Source organism: Flavobacterium xylosi (assembly GCF_042787345.1).
In the GTDB taxonomy this organism is placed as follows: domain Bacteria; phylum Bacteroidota; class Bacteroidia; order Flavobacteriales; family Flavobacteriaceae; genus Flavobacterium; species Flavobacterium xylosi.
The window spans coordinates 144,066-168,227 of sequence record NZ_JBHZPZ010000003.1; the positions used below are offsets into that span (position 1 = coordinate 144,066).

Sequence of the window (24,162 nt, forward strand, 5' to 3'; positions counted from 1 at the left end):
AATGAACGTAAAAAAGTCAGTAGAACATTCATGTTCTACTGACTTTTTTTATTCTTGATTTACAACTTTTTTGTTTTTCGTTACTTCAGCACTCTCACTGTGATATGATTAACGCCTGAAATTTTAAAAACATCCCCTTTCACTAGTATCGTTTCTCCAGTTGAAACTTCTCTATATTGCATTGGCTCTAATAAATTGGCACGACTTATAGTTACTAAATAAATTGAATTGTCGGTTGCTGCTACTTTGGCGGTATAGCCGTCTTTACCCATAACGATTTCCTGCACTTTTCCGGTGGTGAAATCAGTGTTGTTTGCGTTTATCAGCGGACTGCAACTTACAGCCAGTGCCATTACGACTAGTAAGCAGCTGGCAATTTTAAGAAATTGTTTGCTAAATTTAAAGTTCTAGAAAATCATTAGTTTTTGGGAAATTACGAATAGCGTCCATAGCTATTTCGGGTGTTGGATTGGCTATTTTGCGCAGTTTTGTATCCATCCAGGCTCCATCCACGGTTATTATGGCACAAAGTTTATCTTCGTCATTCATAAATTCATGTACAATGGACCAACGCGAAGCATCGGGTCTCATTTTGGAAATTTTAGTATGCATTACTATTTTATCCGAAAGCAGTATTTCTTTTCTGAAAACGCATTCTTCCCTGAATAATATGGGACCAAAATTCTGTGATCGCAAAACCTTCATTGTTAAACCCAAGCTTTCTAAAAGCTCAATACGATGTTGAGCACCAAAATCATAATAAGCACTGTGACGTACATGAAAATTAGGGTCAAGATCGGACCAACGAAAGGATAATTCTTTACTAAATGATGTCATTATTGTTTTTATTTTAAAGCTGATTCCTAGATTAGGAAAGCACTATAATTTTTTAGAAAATCGAAAATACAAAAAAAAAGGAAGGAAGAAGCTAATAAGCCTTTATAATTTCGGGTAATTTTAACAAAACACGATAATACCTATTTGTAATTTCAAGCAATACGATCGAAGTTTGATTATAAAAAAAAACTGCAATGAAAATTACAGTTTTTTTGATTTTTAAAAAAGGTTTAATGGTTTATGGTTTTGAAATTTCTTCCAATACTTTTTTTCCATTTGCATTGTTAGGATCAAGTTCCACAGATTTTTTATAATTTATAATGGCAAGTTTTTTATCTCCGTTTTTCAAATAAGCTTCTCCCAAACTGTCGTAAGTATTTCCTGATTTAGGAAACGCTTCCACATTTAGTTTGAAAACTTCTATTACTTCTTTTATTTTTCCGGTTTGTAATAATTGATATCCGGCGCTGTTCATTTCATTTTCGTTGATAGCGTAGATACTTGAATTTTTATTTTCTTTAAAATAAGTAAGTCCGGATGCGATTCCTTTTTCCAGAATAACGTCTACGAAAGCAATGGCCAATGATTTCTTAGGCATACTGTACGGTTTATTGTAAAGGATATTTCTAATAGCAATGTTCATCTCGTTTAATTTTGCACCTCCGGTGTTATTTAACAAAACAACTAAATTTTTATCAGACGGAATTCGGGAAACCAACGTGTTGAAGCCATTTATTCCTCCTCCATGTTCAATAACCGTTAAGCTGTCATTCTTTTCGCCATTAGAAGCCTTATTGATAAACCATCCGTATCCATAATGTCCCGGTCCTGCAGGTATGTAGGAATTAAATAATAGATCTTTATTTTTTTTCGAAAGTAATTGTTCTGTGTAAAGTGCTTGGTCCCATAGATATAAATCATCTACGGTTGAATACAAAGAACCGGCGGCATAAGGGATAGACAAATCGAGATAATCGGCATTAAGATAGTTTTTACCGTTTTTTTCATAACCGGAAGCTCTGTTTTTCAGAATGGTTTCATGATGGTCGAATCCAGTATTATTCATTTTAAGAGGCGTAAGAATATTGTCTTGTAAAACTTGTTCATAGGTTTTGCCGGAAACTTTTTCTATGATGTAACCTAATAAGAAATAACCGGAATTGCTATACGAAAATTTTTCACCAGGGGTAAATTCGAGCGGTAAGTCAGCGAATTTTTTTACAAATGCTTCCGGACTGTACGGATTGATGCTTAATTCTTTTACAAAATTAGGAAACGAAGTATAATTTGGAATTCCAGAGGTGTGTGTAAGTAATTGATGAACAGTGATTTTATCACCTGATGCTTTAGGATAATCAGGAAGATAGGTTGTAATAGGATCATCCAACTTTAATTTTCCCTGCTCGACTAATTGAAGTATCAACATGGAAGTAAATTGTTTGGTAACGGAACCCAACCGGTGTTTGGTATCGGGTTGGTTCGGAATATTCCATTCCATGTTTGCCATTCCAAAACCTTTTTTATAAATAACGTTCCCTGCATCAGCGACAAGGATTGAGCCGTTAAATTGTCCGTAGTCCGAATATATATTCATCAATTTATCGATTTGCTCCGTTTTGGTTTGCCCAATGGAAACTGTCAATGTGGTGAGTTGAATGAATAAAGCAATTAAGATTGTCTTTACTGCAAAATACTTAGAATGTTGTTTCATAATGATTGTTGGTTTTAGTGATTGATTTTTTTTAATAATTTTTATTACTCTAATAATTTTTCAGTTTTTGTTAAAAAAGATTCTATTGATTCATTAATGTCTATTTCCATTTGATTAGCAAGTACTGTCAGCCACCAAATACATTCGCCTAATTTATGCTGCAGTTCCGGGTTTGTATCTCCTTTTGGCCAGCGACCTTGTTGTGACATGGTGTGACGTCCTACTAATCCCGCATCCGTAAGAAAAGCCAAAGCATCTTCTTCCACCGTCCATTCACTGCCGTGGTGGGTTTTTTCTACTTGATGGTATTGTTCTCTGATTTTTAACGCCCTTTCTTTGATTTCTTTTAAATCTAAATTCTTTATTTGTTCTTTATTTGGGTTAGTCAAGCTTATGTTAGCTTCTGGATGAGTATTTTTAATTAAAAAAAAGTAAAGTTCTAAATTTTTCATGGCACGAGCCGGACGCTCGCGCGAGCTGGGGCCGTTTTTATTTGTTTTCTATAATATATTCACCTTTGATAAATTTAAGCTTAAATCTTGGAAGCATATTTCCTTCAACAGTAATTTCATTTAATTCCCCTCTCAATGTAATGTTCTTGCCTTCTAATTCGCTCTGAGATTCTTTAATTCCATTTTCAATTTTTACATATTCAAATGAAAAAATTTGAGTTCCTTCTGCATTATTTACTCCTGTAAAAAATGTATTCGCTTCATCTTCTTTTAAGTGGGTACTGTTGATATAACTTTTACTATTAAATGGATGAGTAGGCATAATCATTTCTTTTGACTTCAAAAACTTCACTTTTACTAAAGCTTGATTTTTGGTTAATTTTTTTTCATTTAAAAGTCCTGCAGTGGAATAAATATAAATGTATCGTAAAACTTTTTTTTCAGTTTGCATAGAATCATTTGGTTCTATAACATTCAATAATTCTTTTGATAATTTTTCAGATTTTACCCAATCTTCGTTAGATAGATTTTCTATTAAGAGGTTGTATTTATCTTCGAAAATCTTCGAATCATTTTTTTATCCGAAACAAAAGTTTGTAATTAAAAGTGTTATTAAAAGAAATTTTTTCATTTGTGTTGTTTTAAATGGCATATAACGCTCTGGTATTAATGCGGGTTTGGGACTAAATTGAGACCTATTTTCGGATTTGCCAAATCATCCCAAATACAAACCAACTTTGCATTAAGCCAATTGCTCAAATCCATTGTTGTAGCTGTTACCTACAGTATTTTATTTTCGACTAGCCAATCATTTAAATTATTATCAAATATTTTGAAGTAGTATGATAAATTAAGGTTTTCCGAATTCCTCCATTCAATATTAAAATCTTCTATAATTTTAAATAATGGAGGGTTTAACTTTTTAAGTTTATTTAAACTTCTAGTTGTTGCTTTCTTGTTGGCAGTTTCATTGTCATTAAATAAGGCCATCGTATGTCCGATAAAATCTGTAATAACAGTTTCCTTTGATTTTTTTGATTTCAACATTATTTTGAGAATGTAATAACTTATGAAACTCAATTTAATTCTATCTGCTATAAAATCACATTCTTTAAACCCCATTTTTATAAAATAAGGAAACATTTTTGTATGAGAACAGTAATTATGAATTCTTGCAAATAAATCATTATTAGTTAATATTTGAAAAGAATCTGCACCATACATACTATTTAAAATATCTCTGTCTGAAGACATTCCATTAGATTCAATGTAAACATGAAGAAGCTCATGCGTAAATGAAGGAATATTTGGAGTTTTACTGGAAGTATAAATTTCAATCGGATCTCTTTCTGTATTTACTCGCCAAGATATTTCATCCTTTGAGTAAATAAGTTTGAAATCAAATTTAGAATTCAGTTCATTCCAAAGTTCTATGTTTTGAATATTTATATTGTCTTCTAGAGTCATTATTTTAATTGAACTATTAGTTTTTTTAAATGGATATTTTTCAAATTTTCAGTTTTAGTCGCGAGCGGGACGCTCTAGCCAACTTGGGGAACTAAGATTCATGGAGATTGTTAGCATTATTTTTTTCTACTGCAATTATTTTTTCAAATTTATTATGAACTATGATAATTAAAAGTCCAAAAATGATAGCACACACAATCAATAAATTATTTAAGAACCCACTTACAGAAAACGATAGTCTGATCAGGATAGTGGAAATGATAAATCCAGAATTTCTCATAACTTTGTGGAATTCATTTGTAATGAAAAAAGAAAATAATAATAAAAAAACATCGGCGAAAATTAAAAAAGTGAAAAATTGCTCAAAAAAGATATTGTTTATATTTGAGAATGAATTAGTAATATTTTCTTGTGGATAAATAATTTGTATCAGCCAGTTCGCAAAGGAATAAATTGCAAGTAAAACAAACACAGGTACTAAAAATGTTGCCATCAATTTTTTAATTTGTACAAATCTTGATAGACTAACAATTTGGATTTTATGTAATACAATTGAACTATATACCTTTTTACTTTGAATATAGAAAAGGTAAATAAGAAAAAACATCAATATAGACGTAACCAAATCGTAGGTAAACTGTAAATTATAGTTAACACTAAACCAATCAGGTGTAATAGCCAAATGTGAAAGGTCTTTAAACAATCTTCGAATCACAATCAGGGTCATAATTTCATATTGCTTGCCAATATAAGTGGTGAAAGATTTTGGGAGATAATAAATCAGCAAATATACCTCATAGAGGAGTATAAAAGAAAAAGGGGTATAAATAGCAGCAATAGGATGGCTTAGTAAGTCTGAAGGTTCATTCAGAGAAATCATGCCAAAATCCACCAAGTAAATAATCGTAAGGTGAATAATGAAACTTGAAATAGCTATTGACAAAATAGCTCTTTCACTTCTTTCTTTAGTTTTGTCCGAAAGAAATTTGTCATAAAGTGTCTCAAATAATTTTAAAAAAGTCATTTAGAAGATTTATTTTGTTATTATTAAGTAAAAGAAAAACTGTTTATTTGCCCTTATACGTAACCTATTTTCGAATATAAACCTTTTAAGGTATTGGCTCGGAAAAAAACTAATATCATCTAATATGTTGATTTCAGCTATAAAATAAGTTATGCTTTATTATTGATCTCAATAAATACCATTTATCAAACGCAAATCAGCTAATTTTGTACGACAATTATCACCTTTTTTGTTTTGCTAATGTATGAAAATAAACTAACAAATAAGTTTTTCATCTGCTGCTGTTTGAATAAAAAAAGTGTTTAAATAGATAATTATTTATCGATTGAATTCAATTTACTTTACTAATGTCTTTCATATGGTGATGATAACAAATTATTAATAAGATCTGTAAAGTAATCGAATAGCAATAAGTAGAGCTTGCGATTGCGATTTCCTAGCTTCCATTGTTTCTAAGCTATGGGAGACATCGCTTATTTTTTGTTAAAAACAAAAAAAAATGGAATGAAGAAGTTATGGAATTAGGCGAAAATCAAAAATAATAATAAAAAGGGGTATTTAATTTTTAAATAAGAAACTGAAAAACGTATTGGAAAACCAATCGTCATTTATTAGCTTTTTATAAAAAAATAGGTAGCATAATAAAATAGGTGAATTTTACAAACTTGTTCAATAGTTGTATAAAACTATTTTTTCTTTAGACAGTACTTTTTAAATGTCTGATAAAGTGATATTTAAATAAAAAATAGTACTTTTATATGGTTGATAAAATATCACAACTGTGCTGCCAGATGCAGAAAAAAATAAATTATTTTGTTATGAATGATTCAAAAAAAGACATCGTTGCTATCGCTTCTGAAAGTGCTAAAACATTAGCTGCGGCAGTAACGGCAGCAGGTTTGGTACAAACACTTCAAGGTACTGGTCCATTTACTGTTTTTGCACCTACAGATGCTGCCTTTGCAGCTATTCAAAAAGATGTAGATACACTTCTGAAACCGGAAAACAAAGCGAAACTTACCGACATTTTAACCTATCATGTTGTTTCTGGAAACGCAATGGCGGCCGATTTAAAAGACGGCCAAGAACTCACCACAGTACAAGGTGCCAAATTAAAAGTGGCTATCAAAGGAGATAAGGTAATGATTGGCGATGCACAAGTAACCATGGCCGATGTTGGTGCTTCAAATGGAGTGGTTCATGTGATTGACAAAGTTTTAATGCCAAAAATGTAAGTTTACAGCATTTTTCTAAAACCCTCAAGTATGAAGTATACTTGAGGGTTTTTGCATTAATCCAGTCTACGAATTAGAAATTTACTGACATAGATTTCTAATCTGTTATTTAGGTTAGACCGCATATTTATATAATTACAATAACCAAATTTATACCACTTTTTTTATATTGATAATTTGTGGCTGGATGTATAGAAACAAATAAAACTTAGGAATTAGTCTTCCTAGCCTTTATAGTAATTGAAATCCTTTTCTCTAGATTTATTGATTTTGTGCCGTCAGGCACTAAATATTGGTAGCGACAATTACAATAATAACCAGGGGTGCCTTTTAGGTACGCAATAAATCGATAAATGTAACGTACCCAAGGCACGTAAAAATCCATTACAAATTGATTTACTACCAATATTTAGTGCCTGACGGCACAATTAAAGCTGTGATTTAAACTAATAGGTTTGCTATGTTTTTTCAAATGCAAAACCATAATGTATAAACAATTTTGTTTACACTTGTACTATGAAAACCATTGACATCATAAAAGGAATTCATCCCGGCAAAATTGTAGAGCGGGAATTGAAGAAATGGAACATCAATCAAAGGCAATTTGCGCTTTCACTTGTTGCGCATCCTCAGACTTTGGGTGCCATAATAAAGGGCAACAGGAGGATGAATGTTGATTTGTCTCTTAAAATCGAGGAGAAACTGGAATTAGAAGAAGGCTTCCTGATGACGCTACAGGTTTTTCATGACATAAAGGAAGCAAAGAAAGATAGTGCTTACAAACCCGATTTTGCCAAATTAAGAAAAGGGATATTTTGGGATACTGATTTTGATAAAATTGACTAGAAACTAATGAAGGTTTCAATAGTGAAAAGAGTTTTTGCTTATGGGAATAAAACGGAACAAGAAGAAATTACTCGTTTTTATGGAAAAGAGGAAGTTTCTAAAATTAATTTATTGCACCCTGAACTACTAACAAAATAGCTTATGTATTGGAATACAGTTTCCCCTTTGCTTAAACAAGTTTTAATTGATTTTGATGCAAGAAGAATTATTTTCTCCTTTCAGATTGGTTGGAGGAACGTCTTTGAGTTTGCAAATTGGACATAGAGTGTCTATTGATATTGATTTGTTTACAGCTGCTGATTATGGTTCGATTGATTTTAAAGAGATAAGAAGTTTTCTGGAGAATAAATATCCGTATTGTATCTCTAGAAATCTTGATAATGTTGCGTTTGGAACTTATTTTGAAGTAGGAAATTCATAAGAGGATTTTGTTAAAATAGATTTGTATTATACAAATGAATTTATTTTTGATGCAGGTTCTAAGGACAGTATAAGAATGGCTTCTGAAAATGAAATTATTGCAATGAAATTGGATGTTGTTTTGAGAGGCGGCAGAAAAAAAGATTTTTGGGATTTTCATTATTATCTTCATAAAGTACCGATTGATGAAATGATTTCGTTTTATGGACAGCGCTATCCTTATTGCGATTAATCTACAATTAAAAGTCAATTTTTAAATTTTGAATTGGCTGATGCTGATTTCGACCCATTATGTTTATTGGATAAATCTTGGGAGCTTATCAAATTGGATTTTTTTGAAAGTATCAATAGAAATTCCTAATTCCAAGAGATGGCATTGAAATCCAAAATGCCCTAGCCCTGATAGTAGTGAAAATCCTTTTTTCTCGTTTTTTTTGAACGAGAAAAAAGATTGTAACAAATAGCAGGAAATAGCTCCAACCCTAAACGAAACTTTGAATGACAACTCCCGGAACAATGACAAGCCCTCTGAAATGTCATCTTGTCAGATTTTTTCACGCCAATTTTCACGTAAACTGACAATTTAAGGAAGGTATTTGCATTGGCACAAAGATTGACTTATCGACTTCGAGTCATTAAAACTAGTATACAATAAAATTAAATATATTAAAAATGGGTAAAATAATCGGAATTGATTTAGGTACGACAAACTCTTGTGTTTCTGTAATGGAAGGTAATGAAGCAGTTGTTATTCCTAACGCAGAAGGAAAAAGAACAACACCATCTATCATCGCTTTTGTTGAAGGTGGAGAAATTAAAGTAGGAGATCCTGCGAAGAGACAAGCGGTAACTAATCCAACTAAGACTATTGCTTCTATCAAACGTTTTATGGGTCATTCTTTTTCTGAAGTTTCGGCTGAAGCAAAAAGAGTTTCTTACAAAGTAGTAAAAGGGGACAACAATACACCACGTGTTGATATTGATGGACGTTTATACTCTGCACAAGAATTGTCAGCTATGACACTTCAAAAAATGAAAAAAACTGCTGAAGACTATTTAGGTCAAACAGTTACTGAAGCGGTTATTACTGTTCCTGCTTACTTTAATGATGCACAACGTCAAGCTACAAAAGAAGCTGGTGAAATTGCAGGTCTTAAAGTAATGCGTATTATCAACGAACCAACTGCAGCAGCGCTTGCTTACGGTCTTGATAAAAAAGGTAAAGATCAAAAAATTGCTGTTTACGATTTAGGTGGAGGTACATTTGATATTTCTGTTCTTGAATTAGGAGATGGAGTTTTTGAAGTATTGTCTACAAATGGAGATACTCACTTAGGTGGGGATGATTTTGACCACGAAATTATTGACTGGTTAGCTGCTGAATTTTTAACTGAAGAAGGTATTGATTTACGTTTAGATCCAATGTCTTTGCAACGTTTGAAAGAAGCTGCTGAGAAAGCAAAAATTGAATTGTCTTCTTCTGCTGAAACTGAAATCAACTTACCTTACGTAACTGCTACAGCTTCAGGACCAAAACACTTAGTTAAAAAATTAACTAGAGCTAAATTTGAGCAATTAACGGATTCTTTAGTAAAACGTTCTATGGCACCAGTTGCTAAAGCGCTTAAAGATGCAGGTTTATCTGTTTCTGATATTGACGAAGTGATCCTTGTAGGAGGTTCTACTCGTATGCCAAGAATTGCTGACGAAGTGGAGAAATTCTTTGGTAAAAAAGCGTCTAAAGGAGTTAACCCTGATGAGGTTGTTGCAATTGGAGCAGCTATTCAAGGTGGAGTTCTTTCTGGAGATGTAAAAGATGTATTGTTACTTGACGTTACACCTTTATCTTTAGGTATCGAAACTATGGGTGGTGTTATGACAACTCTTATTGAGCCTAACACAACTATTCCAACTAAAAAATCTCAAGTTTTCTCTACAGCTGCAGATTCTCAACCAACAGTTGAAATCCACGTTTTACAAGGGGCTAGAGCAATGGCTGCTGATAACAAAACTATCGGTCGTTTCCATTTAGATGGTATTCCACCAGCACCAAGAGGTGTTCCACAAATTGAAGTAACTTTTGATATTGATGCTAATGGTATCATCAAAGTTTCGGCAACTGACAAAGGAACTGGTAAATCTCACGATATTCGTATCGAAGCTTCTTCTGGATTAACAGCTGAAGAAATCGAAAGAATGAAAAAAGATGCAGAAGCTAACGCTGAATCTGACAAAATTGCAAGAGAAAGAGCTGAAAAATTGAATGAAGCGGATGGAATGATCTTCCAAACTGAAACTCAATTGAAAGAATTAGGTTCTAAATTATCTGATGAAAACAAAGTTGCGGTAGAATATGCATTAACTGAATTGAGAATGGCACACCAATCTCAAGACATTCCTGCAATTCAAACGGCTCTTGACAACATCAACGCTGCTTGGAAAAAAGCAACTGAGGCGATGTATGCTCAAGGGGAACAAGGTCAAGCTGAAGCACAACCTCAAGGGGATGCTGCTCAAGGAGACAATGTTGAAGACGTTGAATTCGAAGAAGTAAAATAATAATTCTCTGTAGAGATGCACTTCGGTGCATCTCTACTATTGGTTTAGAAAACCGTTCGCCTTTGGTGAACGGTTTTTTTATGGACAATGATTTTCTGATTATTCTTGTTCTTTGCCACTAAATATTTTAGTAATAACCAAGGCATGGGGAAATGTTATGGCAGCCAGAAAAGAAAAAAATAACCCATTGAATAATTCTTCTTGGTTGAATACAAAATAGAGAACTGAGATTCCTAGTATCGATATTCCCCAATAAAGCATTGCCGACCTGCAATAGGTAACAAAAAGCGGGAAGGAGTATTTTCCATGAAGGAATTTTATTTGATCAATTATAGAAGGGATGCTATGCCATAAGACGAAGTACAAGGCAAATCCCCATATCAAACTGGAGGATTTGAAAATAATAATAAATAGCAGTAAATATAAAGTCTCTGCTAAAAGTTGTTTTCTTGCTATTTCAAATTTCCAATATAAATAAGCCCCTAATAGAATCAGAAAGCCTACAATTATTTTCAGAGCTGTTATTATGTAGTGGGTGTCAATTGAAATTTTTATGATCTGAAATACAATTTTTTGAACTTCATAAAGGTGAAAAGCAAAGAGGAGAAACAAGATAATTGCGCCATAGAAAAATTGAAATAGTACTGAAAACCATTTTGACACTAACGGCTTTAAATTCTGCCATTGCTGTTCCCCAAAATGATATGCGCTTACAACAAGAAATAGTAGTAATGCTAACCAAGAAATTACATAAAATAATAGGGCACCCACAAAAACTACAAGTACATAATAACCTACTATTTTTAAGAAAGGAAAAGCCTTCTTTTTACTATTTATATTTTCGATTAACAGAAGATCGTTTGCACCGTGTAATATACCAAAGGAAAATATCAAAATAAACCCAATGATAATTTGCACCCGATGTGAAAAAAAAGAATCAATCCATAATCCGAAGAAACTAACTACAATTGAGATATTTAAATATTTTGACACTAATTTATATTTTGTTTAAAATTAATATAAAAAAATTAAACAAAAGGTATTTTTATTATCAAACTTTTTTATATCTTTGGTTTAACAAAATCACTTAACCTTAATTACTTATGACAAACTTTATGTTTATTCCAGGATTAGTTGCAAGATTATCACCTACTGATTATGTAGGATTTACCTTTTTTGTTGGCTGTATGGCCATGATGGCTGCTTCGGCTTTCTTCTTTTTATCATTAAATCAATTTGATAAGAAATGGCGAACTTCAGTATTAGTTTCAGGTTTGATTACTTTCATTGCTGCCGTACATTATTTTTACATGAGAGATTATTGGGCTGCGTTCCAGGAGTCGCCAACATTTTTTCGTTATATCGATTGGACTTTAACCGTTCCATTGATGTGTGTTGAGTTTTTCTTAATTTTGAAAGTTGCTGGTGCAAAGCAATCATTGATGTGGAAAATGATTATTTTATCATTAGTGATGCTTCTTACAGGGTATTTTGGAGAGGCAGTAGATCGTCCGAATGCATGGCTATGGGGATTAATCTCAGGTATCGCTTATTTTGTGATTGTTTATGAAATCTGGCTTGGTAATGCTTCTAAATTAGCAGCTGCAGCAGGTGGCAACGTTTTAGCTGCCCATAAAATATTGTGTTGGTTCGTGTTAGTTGGATGGTCAATTTATCCATTAGGATATATGTTAGGAACTGACGGCTGGTACAACGGAATACATGGATTAGGTCTTAACATCGACGTTGTATACAATATTGCGGATGCCATCAATAAAATTGGTTTTGGGCTTGTGGTTTACAACTTGGCATTAAAATCACAAACAACTTAATTTTATTTTATTTGTTTTTAAGAACCGAACTAGCGATAGCTCGGTTTTTTTATGAAATTTATTTTTTAAAAAATAGATGCACTCTTTTTGTATCAAATATTATTGTACTTTTCAATCTCTTTGAAATCTACTTTAATTATGAATAAAACAATCCTACTTCTTGCATTATTATTTTGTTGTACGGCTATTTTTAGCCAAAGCAATAAAACATCTAAAAAAAGTTCTTCTTCTGCTGTTTTTGCAAAATCAGATAATGTTTCGACGAAAATGATTAAGAATAAATTTTATTTGTTTATCACCAATAAAGGAGCCAAAAAAGACACGATTTTATTGAAAAGTTTTGAGGTAGATAAGTTGCCCTTAGAATGTAAAATCGAACCCTTTACGACCAAAGGAACTACTTTGCATAAAATAACGTGGTTGGAAAAAAAGACCTCACAAAGCAAATTAAAAACAGAGGCTGCAGTAACTACCGTTTCTGTAATTTGTGATATAGCTTCAAAAACAAAAGTGCTGTCTAATGAACAAACTACCACAAAAATAACCGAAATACATTTTTTAGATGACAAACAAACGGTTTCTGAAACGATAGACCGAATTAGAAATGAAGGTTTTGAATGTATCGTAAATAAAGATGGAAACGTGGTATTGAAAAATAAAGCAAAGGAAAATAAAATGGTTTACGTTCCTGCGGATAAAAAGTTTGTATTCGCTTCTGCGGGAACTTCTAAGAAGAAATAAATACTATTAGTTGATGAAAAATAAGCCCGATTCGTTTCAAAAATGAGTCGGGCTTATTTTTATACAGAAATAAATGTTATTAACCCGTTGGTTGCAATTATTTAAAACTAAGAGTTTAGAAAAAAACACATAGGATCATAGAAAAAAGGTTAGGCTAACCCCATTCTTGGGTTGCTTCGCCAATTCGACCTCTGGTCTCGGGTCACAAAGCTATGATTTACTATAATAAAGTGAAACGCCTTGATAGAAGCATATTAAAACTATGTTTCTATGCGTTTTAAAAAAACTTGAAATAAACCCAACGGCTATTTTTAATAAGTCATACATGATTAATCTCCTATTAGTACTAATTATTTCTGCATATCTTTGTTTTTTTATAAATGCCAAATTCCCAAAGGAGCCATTCATTGACAAAAGTTTTTGTAATATTACGATATAAATAATTTTGGATGAGAAAAATTAAATACAAGAAAGGCAGAAAACTGCAACCATATAATCTGGAATATACCGGGGTTCACAAAAGCCACGAGTCAGAAATGCAGTTGTTTGTTTTTGACAATTTTGATTTAACAGAATATGAGGATTTTAAAGTTTCGGATCTGGATAAATACATCAATATTCAAAAAACCAATTGGCTGAATTTGCATGGCTTAAATAATATTGAATTGATAAAGTCTATTGGAACTTATTTTAATATCGATAATTTTATGCTTGCCGATATTTTGAATACTACAAGGAGAACTAAACTGGAAGAGTCTCAGGACAGTTTATTCTTTAATATAAAATCACTTTTGCCAGCCGGAGATTCTGATAATATTAGTGTGGAGCAAATTAGTTTTCTGATAAAGGATGGTATTTTGATTTCTTTTCAGGAAAAACGCAGTGATTTTTTCATACACATTCGGGAACGAATTAGAACGCATTCCGGAATTGTAAGAACAAAAAAAACGGATTATCTTTTGTATATTCTTTTGGATTCTATTATGCAAAATTTCTATATCACCATAGAGCATGAAGAAGATAAAGTCGAAGAACTGATTAACCTTTCTAAAAACAGTGCTGACCCAATAATTTTGGAAAGGATTGAAAAGCATCGCGATAATTTCAATTTTCTGAAGCGATCTATTATTCCTTTACGTGATTCTTTGTATGACATTAAAAGCATAAAAGACGATAACGTTTTTAATTCTATTGAAGCAGATAATTTTAGTTTTTTTACTCGATTACATCAAAAAAGTTTAGAGCTTCTGGAACAAATAGAATCGGATATGGGTTCACTGGAAAGTGCTTCTAACTTCTTTTTTTCGGCCCAAACGCATAAGATGAATGAGATTATGAAAACACTGACTATTGTGTCGGCAATCTTTATTCCGCTTACCTTTATTGTAGGTGTTTACGGAATGAATTTTGAAAATTTGCCGGAACTGAAATACCAATATGGGTACCATACCGTTATGGGCTTTATGTTTTTAATAGTGATTGGAATGATTATTTATTTTAAAAAACGCCGTTGGTTTTAGTAAGTATAAAGCAATACATTCAATTTATTTAGAATTAAATATAAAAACAAAAAAATGAACAAGGCCATATATATAGCAACAAGCGAACAGAATAGCGGTAAGTCTATTATAACTTTAGGGTTGATGAGCATGCTTATAGGCAAGACTGCCAAAGTTGGTTATTTTAGACCCATTGTAGAAGATTTTGAAGAAGGTGGATTTGACAATCACATTGAAACGGTGATTGGTCATTTTGGGTTGGATATTCAATTTGAAGATGCCTATGCCATTACAAAAAGTAGACTAATCAAAAAGAAGAACAAAGGGAAAATAGGTGAGGTTCTTGATTTAATTATTGAAAAATATAAGAAGTTAGAAGAGCGATTCGATTTTGTTTTGGTTGAAGGTACCAGTTTTACTGGAGAAGGAACCGTTATCGAATTAGATATGAATGTTTTGATTGCCAAAAATCTTGGAATTCCAACTATTATTGTGGGTTCCGGAGTCGGGAAAACATTAGAGGAATTAATCGATAGTCTTTACCTGGTCTATGACTCATTCAAAGTAAAAGAAGTAGAAGTCTTGGCTGTAATTGCCAATAAAGTGCAACGGGAGAATATAGAATTAGTGACTAATGGATTGAAAAAAAGTCTGCCGGAGAACGTCCTTGTGACTGCTATTCCTTTAATTCATAATTTGAACAATCCTACACTTCAGGAAATTGTAAATGAATTGGATGCTAAAGTTTTATTTGGTGCCGCACACTTGAACAATCAAACCGGAAATTTTAGCGTTGGAGCGATGCAATTGTGTAATTATTTATTGCATTTAAAAGAAAATAGTCTGGTAATCACTCCAGGAGATCGCGCTGATATTATTCTTGGCGCACTGCAAGCAAATGAATCAGTAAATTATCCGTCGATTTCTGGAATTGTGTTGACAGGGAATATCTTGCCAGAAGTCAGTATTTTGAAATTAATTGAGGGGCTTTCTACTGTTGTACCAATAATAGCAGTTGAGGAAGGGACGTATTATATTACCAATAAAATTGGATCGATAAAGTCAAAAATTTACGCGAATAACAAACAAAAGATTGAAATTTCAATTAGTACATTCGAAAAATACGTTGACTTAGATAATTTGGCTGAAAAGCTAATTACTTTTGAAGCTGAGGGTATGACACCAAAAATGTTTCAATATAACTTAGTAAAAAGAGCTAGAAAGCATAGAAAACACATTGTTTTGCCAGAAGGCAATGACGAAAGAATCATTATTGCCGCTTCTAGATTACTAGCGATGGATGTCGTTGATATTTCAATTATCGGAAATAAAAAACAAATAGAAAATAAAGTAGCAGAGTTAGGGTTAGAGTTTGATTTCTCAAAAGTTGATATTATAAATCCAATAGAATCTAAAAATTATGATGATTATGTAAATACCTACTACGAGTTGCGAAAAACTAAAAACGTAACTTTAGGTATGGCCAAAGATTTGATGGAAGATGTTTCGTATTTTGGAACAATGATGGTCTATAAAGGCGATGCGGACGGAATGGTTTCCGGAGCGGCACACACCACGCAACATACCATTTTGCCTGCTTTGCAATTCATCAAAACGAAACCCAACTCCTCTGTGGTTTCTTCTATATTTTTTATGTGTTTAGAAGACCGTGTTTCTGTTTTTGGAGACTGTGCCATTAATCCAAATCCGACTGCAGAACAATTGGCAGAAATTGCAATTTCAAGCGCTGATTCCAGTTTGGCTTTTGGAATTGAGCCAAAAATTGCCATGCTATCTTATTCATCAGGTTCATCAGGAAAAGGAGATGAAGTCGATAAAGTACGGACTGCAACCGAAATAGTGAGAAAAAAACGTCCCGACTTAAAAATTGAAGGGCCTATTCAATATGACGCCGCAGTGGATATGGAAATAGGCCAAAGTAAAATGCCAAATTCAGAAGTGGCTGGACAAGCAAGTGTCCTTATTTTCCCGGATTTAAACACAGGAAACAACACGTATAAAGCCGTACAGAGAGAAACAGGAGCATTAGCCATTGGTCCGATGTTACAGGGCCTAAACAAACCCGTAAATGATTTAAGTCGTGGTTGCACCGTAGATGATATTATAAATACTGTAGTTATCACGGCGATTCAAGCACAAGGATTATAAAAAATTAAAAATTTAGACCCGAGAGCTTTGCTCGAAGTGGCGAAGCAATTAAAAATTAAAAGAATAACAAACTAAAAAAAACTTAGAGACTTAGTGCCTTTGCGGCAAAAAAAATAATACAAATGAAAATCGTAATTATAAACTCAGGAAGTTCTTCTATAAAATATCAATTAATTGACATGCCAAGCGGTGAAGGCATTTGTTCCGGTATGATTGACAGAATAGGATTGGAAACTTCTAATCTAACGTATGTAACAGATCATGTCAAGCTGGAAGAGATTTTGCCCATTCCCACACATAAAATTGGTTTAGAAAAAATCGCCAAATTGTTGATGGATGAAGCTGTTGGAGTTATAAAAAGCACTTCAGAGATTGAGGCTGTTGGTCATCGTGTAGTTCATGGCGGAAGTACTTTTTCGAATACTGTTATCATCAATAAGGAAGTAAAAGAAAAAATAAAACAACTTTTTGATTTAGCGCCTTTACATAATCCTGCCAATTTAGAAGGGATAAATGTAGCCGAAGAAATTTTCGAAAATGCTCAACAAGTTGCTGTTTTTGATACCGCTTTTCACCAAACGATTCCTGTTGTTGCCCATAAATATGCGTTACCAAATTACCTTTTGACAGAAAAAAAAATACGGGTGTATGGTTTTCACGGAACCAGCCATAAATATGTTTCAGAAAAGGCGCTTGCGCATTTAGAAAACAATTCTAAGATTATAACAATACATTTAGGAAACGGTTGTAGTATGACTGCGATAAAAGATGGTAAAAGTATCGATCATAGCCTTGGTTTTGCACCTTCCAACGGTCTGATTATGGGAACGAGAAGTGGAGATATAGATCAGTCTATTGTATTTTATATGGTCAACACTCTAGGTTACACTTTAGATTCGGTAAATAGTTTATTACTTAAAGAAAGTGGAATGCTCGGACTTACCGGGTTTAGCGATTTGAGAGATATAGAAGCAAACGCAGAGCTTGGGAATGTTGATTGCCAACTGGCTTTAGCAATGAATGCTTACCGAATCAAAAAATATATTGGTTCCTATGCGGCTGTTTTGAATGGGTTGGATGCGATTGTTTTTACGGCCGGAATTGGAGAAAATTCTTCTTACATTCGAAAATTGGTTTGTACCGATATGGATTATTTCGGTATTAAATTGGATGAGTCCAAAAATGAAATTCGTTCCAGAGAAGCAAGAGAAATCAATACTGCGGATTCAAAAACAAAAATATTAGTAATACCCACCAATGAAGAAATTGAAATTGCAAATCAAGTTTATGAATTGCTTTATTAAAAAAAACCTTTGTTCTTGAAAGCTTCTCAATAGAGAAGCTTTTTTTATGCTTTACATTGAATAAATGTGTTTATATTTGGAGATAAAACGCCAAATTTTGAAATTAAGAATTATTAAAATACTCCTACTCTGTTTTATATCCTCGCACTTGTGTTCTCAAGAGTTGCTCCCATTTGTCGAGAATTACAATAAATCAAATTATCAGGGCGATAACCAGATTTGGAATGTAGCACAAGGAAATGATGATGCTATGTATTTTGCCAATAACCATTATTTGTTGCGATACGACGGTGTAAAATGGGAGAAAAATACGTTGCCTAATAAAACCATTATACGGTCCATAATGGTGGATGGCGACAAGATTTATTCGGGTTCTTACAAAGAGTTTGGGTATTGGTTTCGAAAAGAGGGGAAAATGTATTATGTTTCAATTTCTAGCAGAAAGAATGTCTTTGATGACAATGAAAACGAGGAGATTTGGAAGATTTTCAAATTTAACAATAAAATTTATTTTCAATCCTTTAATGAAATATTTCTTTACGATGGAAAGACAATTAAGAAAACTAAATTGCCATTTCTTATTTCCTATTGTTTTATAATTGACAATCAATTGTTGATAGCTTCAGTTGAAAAAGGAGTTTTTATAATGAATAATTCCAAGATTGAGAAGTTAAAAGGTTGGGATGTTTTAAAGAATAATGTTATTCATGCCATTGAAAAGCACAAAAATAAAACGTACATTTTTACTAAAAAAAATGGAGTTTATGTTGAAGAGAACGGGGTTTTAAGTTCTTGGAAAAACCCGCTAAATGAAACTTTAAAAGCTGCAAATATAAATGTTGCCAAGTTTATTAAGAATAATAAACTTGTTATAGGAACTGCCAGTAAAGGTATTTATGTATTTGATTTAAATGCTAATACCTATAAAAACATCAATCGAAATAATGTCTTAATGAACAACTCTGTTTTGAGTATTGGTTTGGACAAAGAGAATGATTTATGGTTGGGTTTAGACAACGGAATTGCTCACATTGAAGTCAATTCACCGATATCTATTTTTTATGATAATTCTGGGGTTTTAGGATCAGTATATTCTGTTGCAACTACTGATAAAGGCTATTTGATGGCTTCCAATCATGGTGTTTTTAAATATGAAAACAACCAATTTTTATCGGTTCCAAATATGCAAGGACAGGCTTGGAATATCAGTAAAATAAACAATAAGTACCTTATTGGTCACAATGAAGGAACTTTCATTTATGAAAACGGTGTTTTCTCTAAATTAAATGATAGAAATGGAGGATGGAATCTAACGAAAAGCAATATTAATAATTCTTATTTACAGGCTACCTACAGTGGTGTTACTATTTATAATGATGCCAATGATTTAACTCTAAAAATTGATGTAAAAGGTCTTTTGAAGCCTATAAAATATGCTGCACAAAATAAAATAAACGAAATATGGGCTGCGGATAATTACAGAGGATTGTATCGAATTCAGTTGAATGACAGTTATGAAACTATCGATGTGGAAAATGTTAGCCAACGTAATAAAATTGCAAATGATTTTGGAGTGAAAATATTTGAGTTCCGAGGTGAAATCCTCTTTTTGATTCATAATTCTTGGTATACTTATAATTCGATTACGAATCAATTAGAACTGAATCAATTGTTTAATTCGAATTTCAAAAATATATCAGATATTGTAGTTATTGACGATAGTCATTTTATTGTTCTAAAAGATGGGCTTTTGTATCCTATTTATGCAAATGCAAATAAATTTGTTTGGAATAGTATCCAAGAAAAATATTACAAAGGTAAAATCATCAATGATAATTTAAAAATTTTTAAAAACAAGGACAACTATTTATTAAACTTGGATGACGGTTTTATTTCTCTTCAATTAAAATATGATAATAAGCAAAGCACGACTATTAAAATTGAAGCTTTTAGTGATACGAATTTAGTTAAAAACAACTCAAAAATCAATTATAATTCGGAGTTAAAAATCAATGTTATTTCAGGGATTTTTGGAGCAACAAAACCTAACTTGTTTTATAAAATTGATAATGGAAATGATTTCATAGCCATAAAAGGCGGATTGATCGTTTTGAATAATCTTAGTAATGGCGCCCATTTCGTTACCATTTACAACCATGATGGATTGAATTATAGTAAAATTGCCAATTTTGAATTTACGGTTGCAAAACCCTGGTATTTTTCTTTTGGGATGATTTTGGTATACTTGATTGTGGTAGGATTGATTTTATATTTGTATTATAAATGGAATAAGATAAAATACATTCAGAAACTGAAATTTCAGGAAGAAGAATTAAAACACCAAAAGAAAATTCTGGAGATGGAATTAAAAGCCGAAAATGAATTAAATGTTCAGGAATATGAAAAGCATATCTTGGAACTTGAATTACAATCGAAATCATCTGAAGTTGCCGGTAAATCACTTTCGATTGCGAAGCAAAGTGAAATGATCGAAAATATTCAAGGAATTCTAGATACAGAAACCGATTTCAATAAATTAAAAAGCGAAATCAAAAAAGCCATAAAAATAAATGCGGTTAACAAGCATGAATGGGAAACCTTTGAAACAAATCTAAATCAAATTCACAATGAATTTATAATTAGTCTAACTAAAAAATATCCAAACCTTACTTCAAAGGATATTAAGCTTTGCATTTACTTAAAAATGAATCTTTCATCCAAAGAAATCGCACCAATCATGAATATTTCTTTTAGAGGAGTCGAACTGCATCGTTATCGATTAAGGAAGAAGTTGAACCTTGTTCAAGATGAAAATCTCTCTAAATTTTTGATAATTTTATAAAAAAGTTGTTATATTTATAGATAATTTATTTTTTAAGTCAATTCATTACGGAATTACAATACATCATTACTACATCAATACGATGTAGTATTATTCTCTTTACCTTTCTCAATAGCACCAAAACATTGATTTCTTGTTTCAATTTGATATTTTGATGTATTTATGTAGTAAATGCATTTACCTTACTATAACGTTGTAATTATTTAATTTGGCTCTACTAACTTTAACAAATTATTAATATATGAGAAATTTTATTTTTAGCTTTTTAGCACTCATTTTACTTCCAGCCTATATGTCTGGTCAAGTAATTAAGGGAAAAGTATTGGATCAAAGTGGGATTGGGATTCCAGGAGCAAGTGTAATTGCAGCTGATTCTAGAACTTCTGCTGATACTGATTTTGACGGTAATTTTAATATTAATGCCAAAGTTGGCGAAATATTAAAGATTAGCATGGTAGGTTTTGATGCTGTATCAGTAACTGCAACAGCAGGTGAAATGACTGTAACGCTAAACGAATCGAAAGACACAGAATTAAAAGAGGTTGTAATCATTGGTTATGGTTCTAGAAAAAAATCAGACAATACAGGATCAATATCACAACTGTCTTCAACAGACATTAACAAAACTAAAGTGTTGAATGCCACGCAAGCGATACAAGGAAAAGCAGCTGGTGTTCAGGTTATCGGGACCGATGTGCCGGGAAGTGCTCCTTCGTTAATCATTAGAGGTATTGGTACGTATGGTGCTGATAGAACTCCTTTATATGTAGTGGATGGTATTCCGACAAAAAACATTAATAATTTGAATTCCAATGATATTGCATCATTTGATATCCTAAAAGATGCTTCATCCTTAGCAATTTATGGAAATCAAGCGGCGAATGGAGTTGTAATTATTACTACTAAAAAAGGAAAAGGCGACAAGACTACTGTTGAATATGATGGTTTTTATGGAGTTCGTACTCCGTTAAAAACAGTTAAAATGGCTGGTTCAAATCGTTTTGCTTATTACTCTGATGTGGCCGAACAAAACACTAGATTCTCAACGGATCAACGCTATAATACCAACTGGTTTGATGAAATTACCAGATTAGGAATGTATTCTTCGAATAACTTATCACTTTCTGGAGCTTCTGAAAAAATCAATTATTTATTCAGTTTGAACTATTATGATGAGAAAGGAGTTTTAGACGGGTTGGATTTTAATCGTTTTACTTTTAGAAATAACAACGATTACAAGCTTTCTGATAAATTAAAAATTACGCAAACGTTAAGTGGTTCGATTTCTAAGTCTACACCGAAACCATTATCTGCATTTACTTCGGCTTACAAACAATCACCATTAGTTCCTGTAAGATATCCAAACGGTAGATGGGGAATGCCGATAATAGGTACTGATGGACAAGCATCTACAAGTGGTGCTTTATTCAATAATGTAGGGAATCCTGTTGCTCAATTAGAGTATTTTACTGAAGAGCAAAAGAACTTATTGTTACAGGGAAGTCTTGGATTAGAATACAAAATTTTTGATGAATTGAAATTTACATCAAGAGTAGGATTGGAATACAACACTTTCAAAAGGTTTTCATACACGCCTACACGTGAATTGTGGTTAGCAGCTGACCCGACAAGAGATGCAGCTAATTATTCGTCAGCAGAACCGATAAATGAATTAGTGACCGCAAGAAGTGATTATTTTAATTGGAATTTTGATAATTTCTTGACTTACAATAAGAAATTTGCTGATATTCATGATGTTGAATTAACCGTCGGTATGTCTGCTCAAGAATTTGGAAGTAAAGAAGATTTAGAAGTAAAAGGTAGAAATGTTCCGGAGAATTCTAATTACTGGAGTTTAAATCAATCTAGTGCTATTGCTAACAACGTAGTTACTAATCACAGAATTGGAAATCGTAAAAATTTAATTGGATATTTTGCTCGATTCCAATATACACTTATGGAGAAATACCTTTTTACAGGTACGATTCGTAGAGATGGCTCTTCACAATTTGGTTTGGATAACAAATGGGGTAATTTTCCATCATTTGGTTTGGGATGGGTACTTTCAAAAGAAGGTTTCTTGAAAGATAGCAAAGCAATCAATTTCTTAAAACTTCGTGGTGGTTGGGGAAGATTGGGAAATCAAAATGTACCTATCAATCAACAAACGTTTAGTTCAGGAGCAGGTTTAGGATATGATTTTGGAGGTTCACTTTATTCAGGAACTACCATTGGTGCATTTATTGACCCTACTTTGGGCTGGGAAATTACTGATGAGACTTCTATTGGTTTAGACTTTAAAGTATTAGAAAATAAATTATCTGGATCTTTTGATTGGTATGATAAAAATACTTCTAATGTGGTTTTGAACGTTACTCCACCGCTTACAGTGGGTACAGGAGCAACTCCAGCACATGCAGGTGAAATCTCTAATACTGGATTTGAAGTTTCTCTGCGTTGGGATGATAACATCAATGAGGATTTAAAATATTGGATTGGTGCCAATTATTCGAACAATAAAAATGAGGTTTCAAACGTATTTAACCCTTTGGCGATTAGACAAAATGGTGGTTTCATCAACAACGGGCAGTTTACAAAACGATTGGAAGTAGGACAACCTTTGGGAAGTTTCTATTTGTTTGAAGTAGCAGGTTACGATGCGAACGGGAATTTCACCTATTTTGACAAAGATGGCGGAATTACTTCGAATCCGGTTGAAACAGACAGAAAATTCTTTGGATCTTCATTACCAACGTATTATTATGGTATGAACTTAGGTTTTGAATACAAAAACATTGATTTTTCAGTAGATGCTTACGGCGTAGGTGGAAACAAAGTGTATAATGGTAAAAAAGCGCAACGTTTTGGTAACGAAAATATTGAAGCGAGCATTGCTACAGATTTTTGGACACCATCAAATACTACTGCTGGAAATCCGGCACCGTTTAATTCAGTTCCGTTATCTTCGGATTACTATTTAGAATCAGGGGCTTTCCTTAGAGTAAACAACATTACTTTAGGATACACATTACCTAAAATAACAAATTCTGTTTCTTCAGTTCGTATTTATGCAAGTGCAATAAATCCATTTATTTCGCAAAAGTTCACTGGATATTCTCCAGAATTGAATAATGACGGTGATCCAATGGGACTGCAAGGAATTGAGTTAGATGCTTATCCTACTTTGAGTTCATTCATTATTGGTGCTAACGTAAAATTTTAAC

At 32.6% G+C, this 24,162-nt stretch carries 21 protein-coding genes; 13 read left to right on the forward strand and 8 right to left on the reverse strand.

What is annotated here, in order from left to right:
- Positions 1-80: 80 nt before the first annotated feature.
- From ACFX5E_RS03395 to ACFX5E_RS03425, 7 genes are all read right to left on the reverse strand, one after another.
- A complete protein-coding gene (locus tag ACFX5E_RS03395; protein WP_379853762.1) occupies positions 81-353 on the reverse strand; it encodes a hypothetical protein in 273 nt (90 codons plus the stop codon).
- A gap of 46 nt (positions 354-399) precedes the next feature.
- A complete protein-coding gene (locus tag ACFX5E_RS03400) occupies positions 400-837 on the reverse strand; it encodes an acyl-CoA thioesterase (protein ID WP_379853763.1) in 438 nt (145 codons plus the stop codon).
- A gap of 238 nt (positions 838-1,075) precedes the next feature.
- On the reverse strand, positions 1,076-2,548 hold the full coding sequence (locus ACFX5E_RS03405) for a serine hydrolase (protein ID WP_379853764.1): 1,473 nt from the start codon (positions 2,546-2,548) through the stop codon (positions 1,076-1,078).
- Positions 2,549-2,592: 44 nt separating this feature from the next.
- A complete protein-coding gene (locus tag ACFX5E_RS03410; protein ID WP_379853765.1) occupies positions 2,593-3,000 on the reverse strand; it encodes a nucleoside triphosphate pyrophosphohydrolase family protein in 408 nt (135 codons plus the stop codon).
- Positions 3,001-3,037: 37 nt separating this feature from the next.
- On the reverse strand, positions 3,038-3,478 hold the full coding sequence (locus ACFX5E_RS03415; protein ID WP_379853766.1) for a hypothetical protein: 441 nt from the start codon (positions 3,476-3,478) through the stop codon (positions 3,038-3,040).
- 302 nt (positions 3,479-3,780) lie between these two features.
- Positions 3,781-4,467: a hypothetical protein gene (locus ACFX5E_RS03420; protein WP_379853767.1), complete on the reverse strand. Its 687-nt coding sequence runs from the start codon at positions 4,465-4,467 to the stop codon at positions 3,781-3,783.
- Positions 4,468-4,558: 91 nt separating this feature from the next.
- Positions 4,559-5,491, reverse strand: coding sequence for a hypothetical protein (locus ACFX5E_RS03425; RefSeq protein ID WP_379853768.1), 933 nt, complete (start codon positions 5,489-5,491; stop codon positions 4,559-4,561).
- An 818-nt stretch (positions 5,492-6,309) separates the two neighbouring features.
- Between ACFX5E_RS03425 and ACFX5E_RS03430 the strand changes: the two genes are divergently transcribed.
- The 6 genes from ACFX5E_RS03430 (at position 6,310) to dnaK (ending at position 10,551) form a co-directional block, all read left to right on the forward strand.
- Entirely contained in the window at positions 6,310-6,726 is a 417-nt protein-coding gene (locus ACFX5E_RS03430; protein ID WP_379853769.1) for a fasciclin domain-containing protein, read from the forward strand.
- A 516-nt stretch (positions 6,727-7,242) separates the two neighbouring features.
- Positions 7,243-7,572: a helix-turn-helix transcriptional regulator gene (locus tag ACFX5E_RS03435; protein WP_379853770.1), complete on the forward strand. Its 330-nt coding sequence runs from the start codon at positions 7,243-7,245 to the stop codon at positions 7,570-7,572.
- Between the two features lie 6 nt (positions 7,573-7,578).
- Complete coding sequence (locus tag ACFX5E_RS03440) at positions 7,579-7,710, forward strand: DUF6922 domain-containing protein (RefSeq protein WP_379853771.1); 132 nt, start codon at positions 7,579-7,581, stop codon at positions 7,708-7,710.
- Between the two features lie 55 nt (positions 7,711-7,765).
- Positions 7,766-7,993 carry a nucleotidyl transferase AbiEii/AbiGii toxin family protein gene (locus tag ACFX5E_RS03445; RefSeq protein ID WP_379853772.1) on the forward strand — a complete coding sequence of 76 codons (228 nt, stop codon included), beginning with the start codon at positions 7,766-7,768 and terminating at the stop codon, positions 7,991-7,993.
- Positions 7,994-8,014: 21 nt separating this feature from the next.
- Positions 8,015-8,224, forward strand: coding sequence for a nucleotidyl transferase AbiEii/AbiGii toxin family protein (locus ACFX5E_RS03450; RefSeq protein WP_379853773.1), 210 nt, complete (start codon positions 8,015-8,017; stop codon positions 8,222-8,224).
- A 440-nt stretch (positions 8,225-8,664) separates the two neighbouring features.
- Positions 8,665-10,551 (forward strand): molecular chaperone DnaK, encoded by a 1,887-nt coding sequence (gene dnaK / locus ACFX5E_RS03455; protein WP_379853774.1) that lies wholly within the window; start codon positions 8,665-8,667, stop codon positions 10,549-10,551.
- Between the two features lie 99 nt (positions 10,552-10,650).
- Here the strand turns inward: dnaK and ACFX5E_RS03460 are convergent, their stop codons facing one another.
- Complete coding sequence (locus ACFX5E_RS03460; RefSeq protein WP_379853775.1) at positions 10,651-11,544, reverse strand: Brp/Blh family beta-carotene 15,15'-dioxygenase; 894 nt, start codon at positions 11,542-11,544, stop codon at positions 10,651-10,653.
- A 110-nt stretch (positions 11,545-11,654) separates the two neighbouring features.
- On the opposite strand from ACFX5E_RS03460, the gene ACFX5E_RS03465 reads away from it, so the two are divergent.
- The 7 genes from ACFX5E_RS03465 (at position 11,655) to ACFX5E_RS03495 (ending at position 24,161) form a co-directional block, all read left to right on the forward strand.
- The gene (locus ACFX5E_RS03465) at positions 11,655-12,383 is read left to right on the forward strand and encodes a bacteriorhodopsin-like (protein ID WP_379853776.1); all 729 of its coding nucleotides are present in this window, start codon (positions 11,655-11,657) and stop codon (positions 12,381-12,383) included.
- A gap of 138 nt (positions 12,384-12,521) precedes the next feature.
- Positions 12,522-13,124, forward strand: coding sequence for a hypothetical protein (locus ACFX5E_RS03470; protein ID WP_379853777.1), 603 nt, complete (start codon positions 12,522-12,524; stop codon positions 13,122-13,124).
- Positions 13,125-13,573: 449 nt separating this feature from the next.
- Positions 13,574-14,644, forward strand: coding sequence for a magnesium/cobalt transporter CorA (gene corA / locus ACFX5E_RS03475; RefSeq protein WP_379853778.1), 1,071 nt, complete (start codon positions 13,574-13,576; stop codon positions 14,642-14,644).
- A 54-nt stretch (positions 14,645-14,698) separates the two neighbouring features.
- Complete coding sequence (gene pta, locus ACFX5E_RS03480) at positions 14,699-16,792, forward strand: phosphate acetyltransferase (protein WP_379853779.1); 2,094 nt, start codon at positions 14,699-14,701, stop codon at positions 16,790-16,792.
- A 122-nt stretch (positions 16,793-16,914) separates the two neighbouring features.
- The gene (locus ACFX5E_RS03485) at positions 16,915-18,096 is read left to right on the forward strand and encodes an acetate/propionate family kinase (protein ID WP_379853780.1); all 1,182 of its coding nucleotides are present in this window, start codon (positions 16,915-16,917) and stop codon (positions 18,094-18,096) included.
- 97 nt (positions 18,097-18,193) lie between these two features.
- The gene (locus ACFX5E_RS03490) at positions 18,194-20,938 is read left to right on the forward strand and encodes a LuxR C-terminal-related transcriptional regulator (protein ID WP_379853781.1); all 2,745 of its coding nucleotides are present in this window, start codon (positions 18,194-18,196) and stop codon (positions 20,936-20,938) included.
- Positions 20,939-21,179: 241 nt separating this feature from the next.
- A complete protein-coding gene (locus tag ACFX5E_RS03495; protein ID WP_379853782.1) occupies positions 21,180-24,161 on the forward strand; it encodes a SusC/RagA family TonB-linked outer membrane protein in 2,982 nt (993 codons plus the stop codon).
- The last annotated feature ends 1 nt before the right edge of the window (position 24,162 follow it).

Excerpts from the sequence above, each read along its gene's own strand:
- ACFX5E_RS03395 (WP_379853762.1), bottom strand. The coding sequence starts at position 353 with ATGGCACTGGCTGTAAGTTGCAGTCCGCTGATAAACGCAAACAACACT.
- ACFX5E_RS03400 (WP_379853763.1), bottom strand. The coding sequence starts at position 837 with ATGACATCATTTAGTAAAGAATTATCCTTTCGTTGGTCCGATCTTGAC.
- ACFX5E_RS03405 (WP_379853764.1), bottom strand. The coding sequence starts at position 2,548 with ATGAAACAACATTCTAAGTATTTTGCAGTAAAGACAATCTTAATTGCT.
- ACFX5E_RS03410 (WP_379853765.1), bottom strand. The coding sequence starts at position 3,000 with ATGAAAAATTTAGAACTTTACTTTTTTTTAATTAAAAATACTCATCCA.
- ACFX5E_RS03420 (WP_379853767.1), bottom strand. The coding sequence starts at position 4,467 with ATGACTCTAGAAGACAATATAAATATTCAAAACATAGAACTTTGGAAT.
- ACFX5E_RS03425 (WP_379853768.1), bottom strand. The coding sequence starts at position 5,491 with ATGACTTTTTTAAAATTATTTGAGACACTTTATGACAAATTTCTTTCG.
- ACFX5E_RS03430 (WP_379853769.1), top strand. The coding sequence starts at position 6,310 with ATGAATGATTCAAAAAAAGACATCGTTGCTATCGCTTCTGAAAGTGCT.
- ACFX5E_RS03435 (WP_379853770.1), top strand. The coding sequence starts at position 7,243 with ATGAAAACCATTGACATCATAAAAGGAATTCATCCCGGCAAAATTGTA.
- ACFX5E_RS03440 (WP_379853771.1), top strand. The coding sequence starts at position 7,579 with ATGAAGGTTTCAATAGTGAAAAGAGTTTTTGCTTATGGGAATAAAACG.
- ACFX5E_RS03445 (WP_379853772.1), top strand. The coding sequence starts at position 7,766 with ATGCAAGAAGAATTATTTTCTCCTTTCAGATTGGTTGGAGGAACGTCT.
- dnaK (WP_379853774.1), top strand. The coding sequence starts at position 8,665 with ATGGGTAAAATAATCGGAATTGATTTAGGTACGACAAACTCTTGTGTT.
- ACFX5E_RS03465 (WP_379853776.1), top strand. The coding sequence starts at position 11,655 with ATGACAAACTTTATGTTTATTCCAGGATTAGTTGCAAGATTATCACCT.
- ACFX5E_RS03470 (WP_379853777.1), top strand. The coding sequence starts at position 12,522 with ATGAATAAAACAATCCTACTTCTTGCATTATTATTTTGTTGTACGGCT.
- corA (WP_379853778.1), top strand. The coding sequence starts at position 13,574 with ATGAGAAAAATTAAATACAAGAAAGGCAGAAAACTGCAACCATATAAT.
- pta (WP_379853779.1), top strand. The coding sequence starts at position 14,699 with ATGAACAAGGCCATATATATAGCAACAAGCGAACAGAATAGCGGTAAG.
- ACFX5E_RS03485 (WP_379853780.1), top strand. The coding sequence starts at position 16,915 with ATGAAAATCGTAATTATAAACTCAGGAAGTTCTTCTATAAAATATCAA.
- ACFX5E_RS03495 (WP_379853782.1), top strand. The coding sequence starts at position 21,180 with ATGAGAAATTTTATTTTTAGCTTTTTAGCACTCATTTTACTTCCAGCC.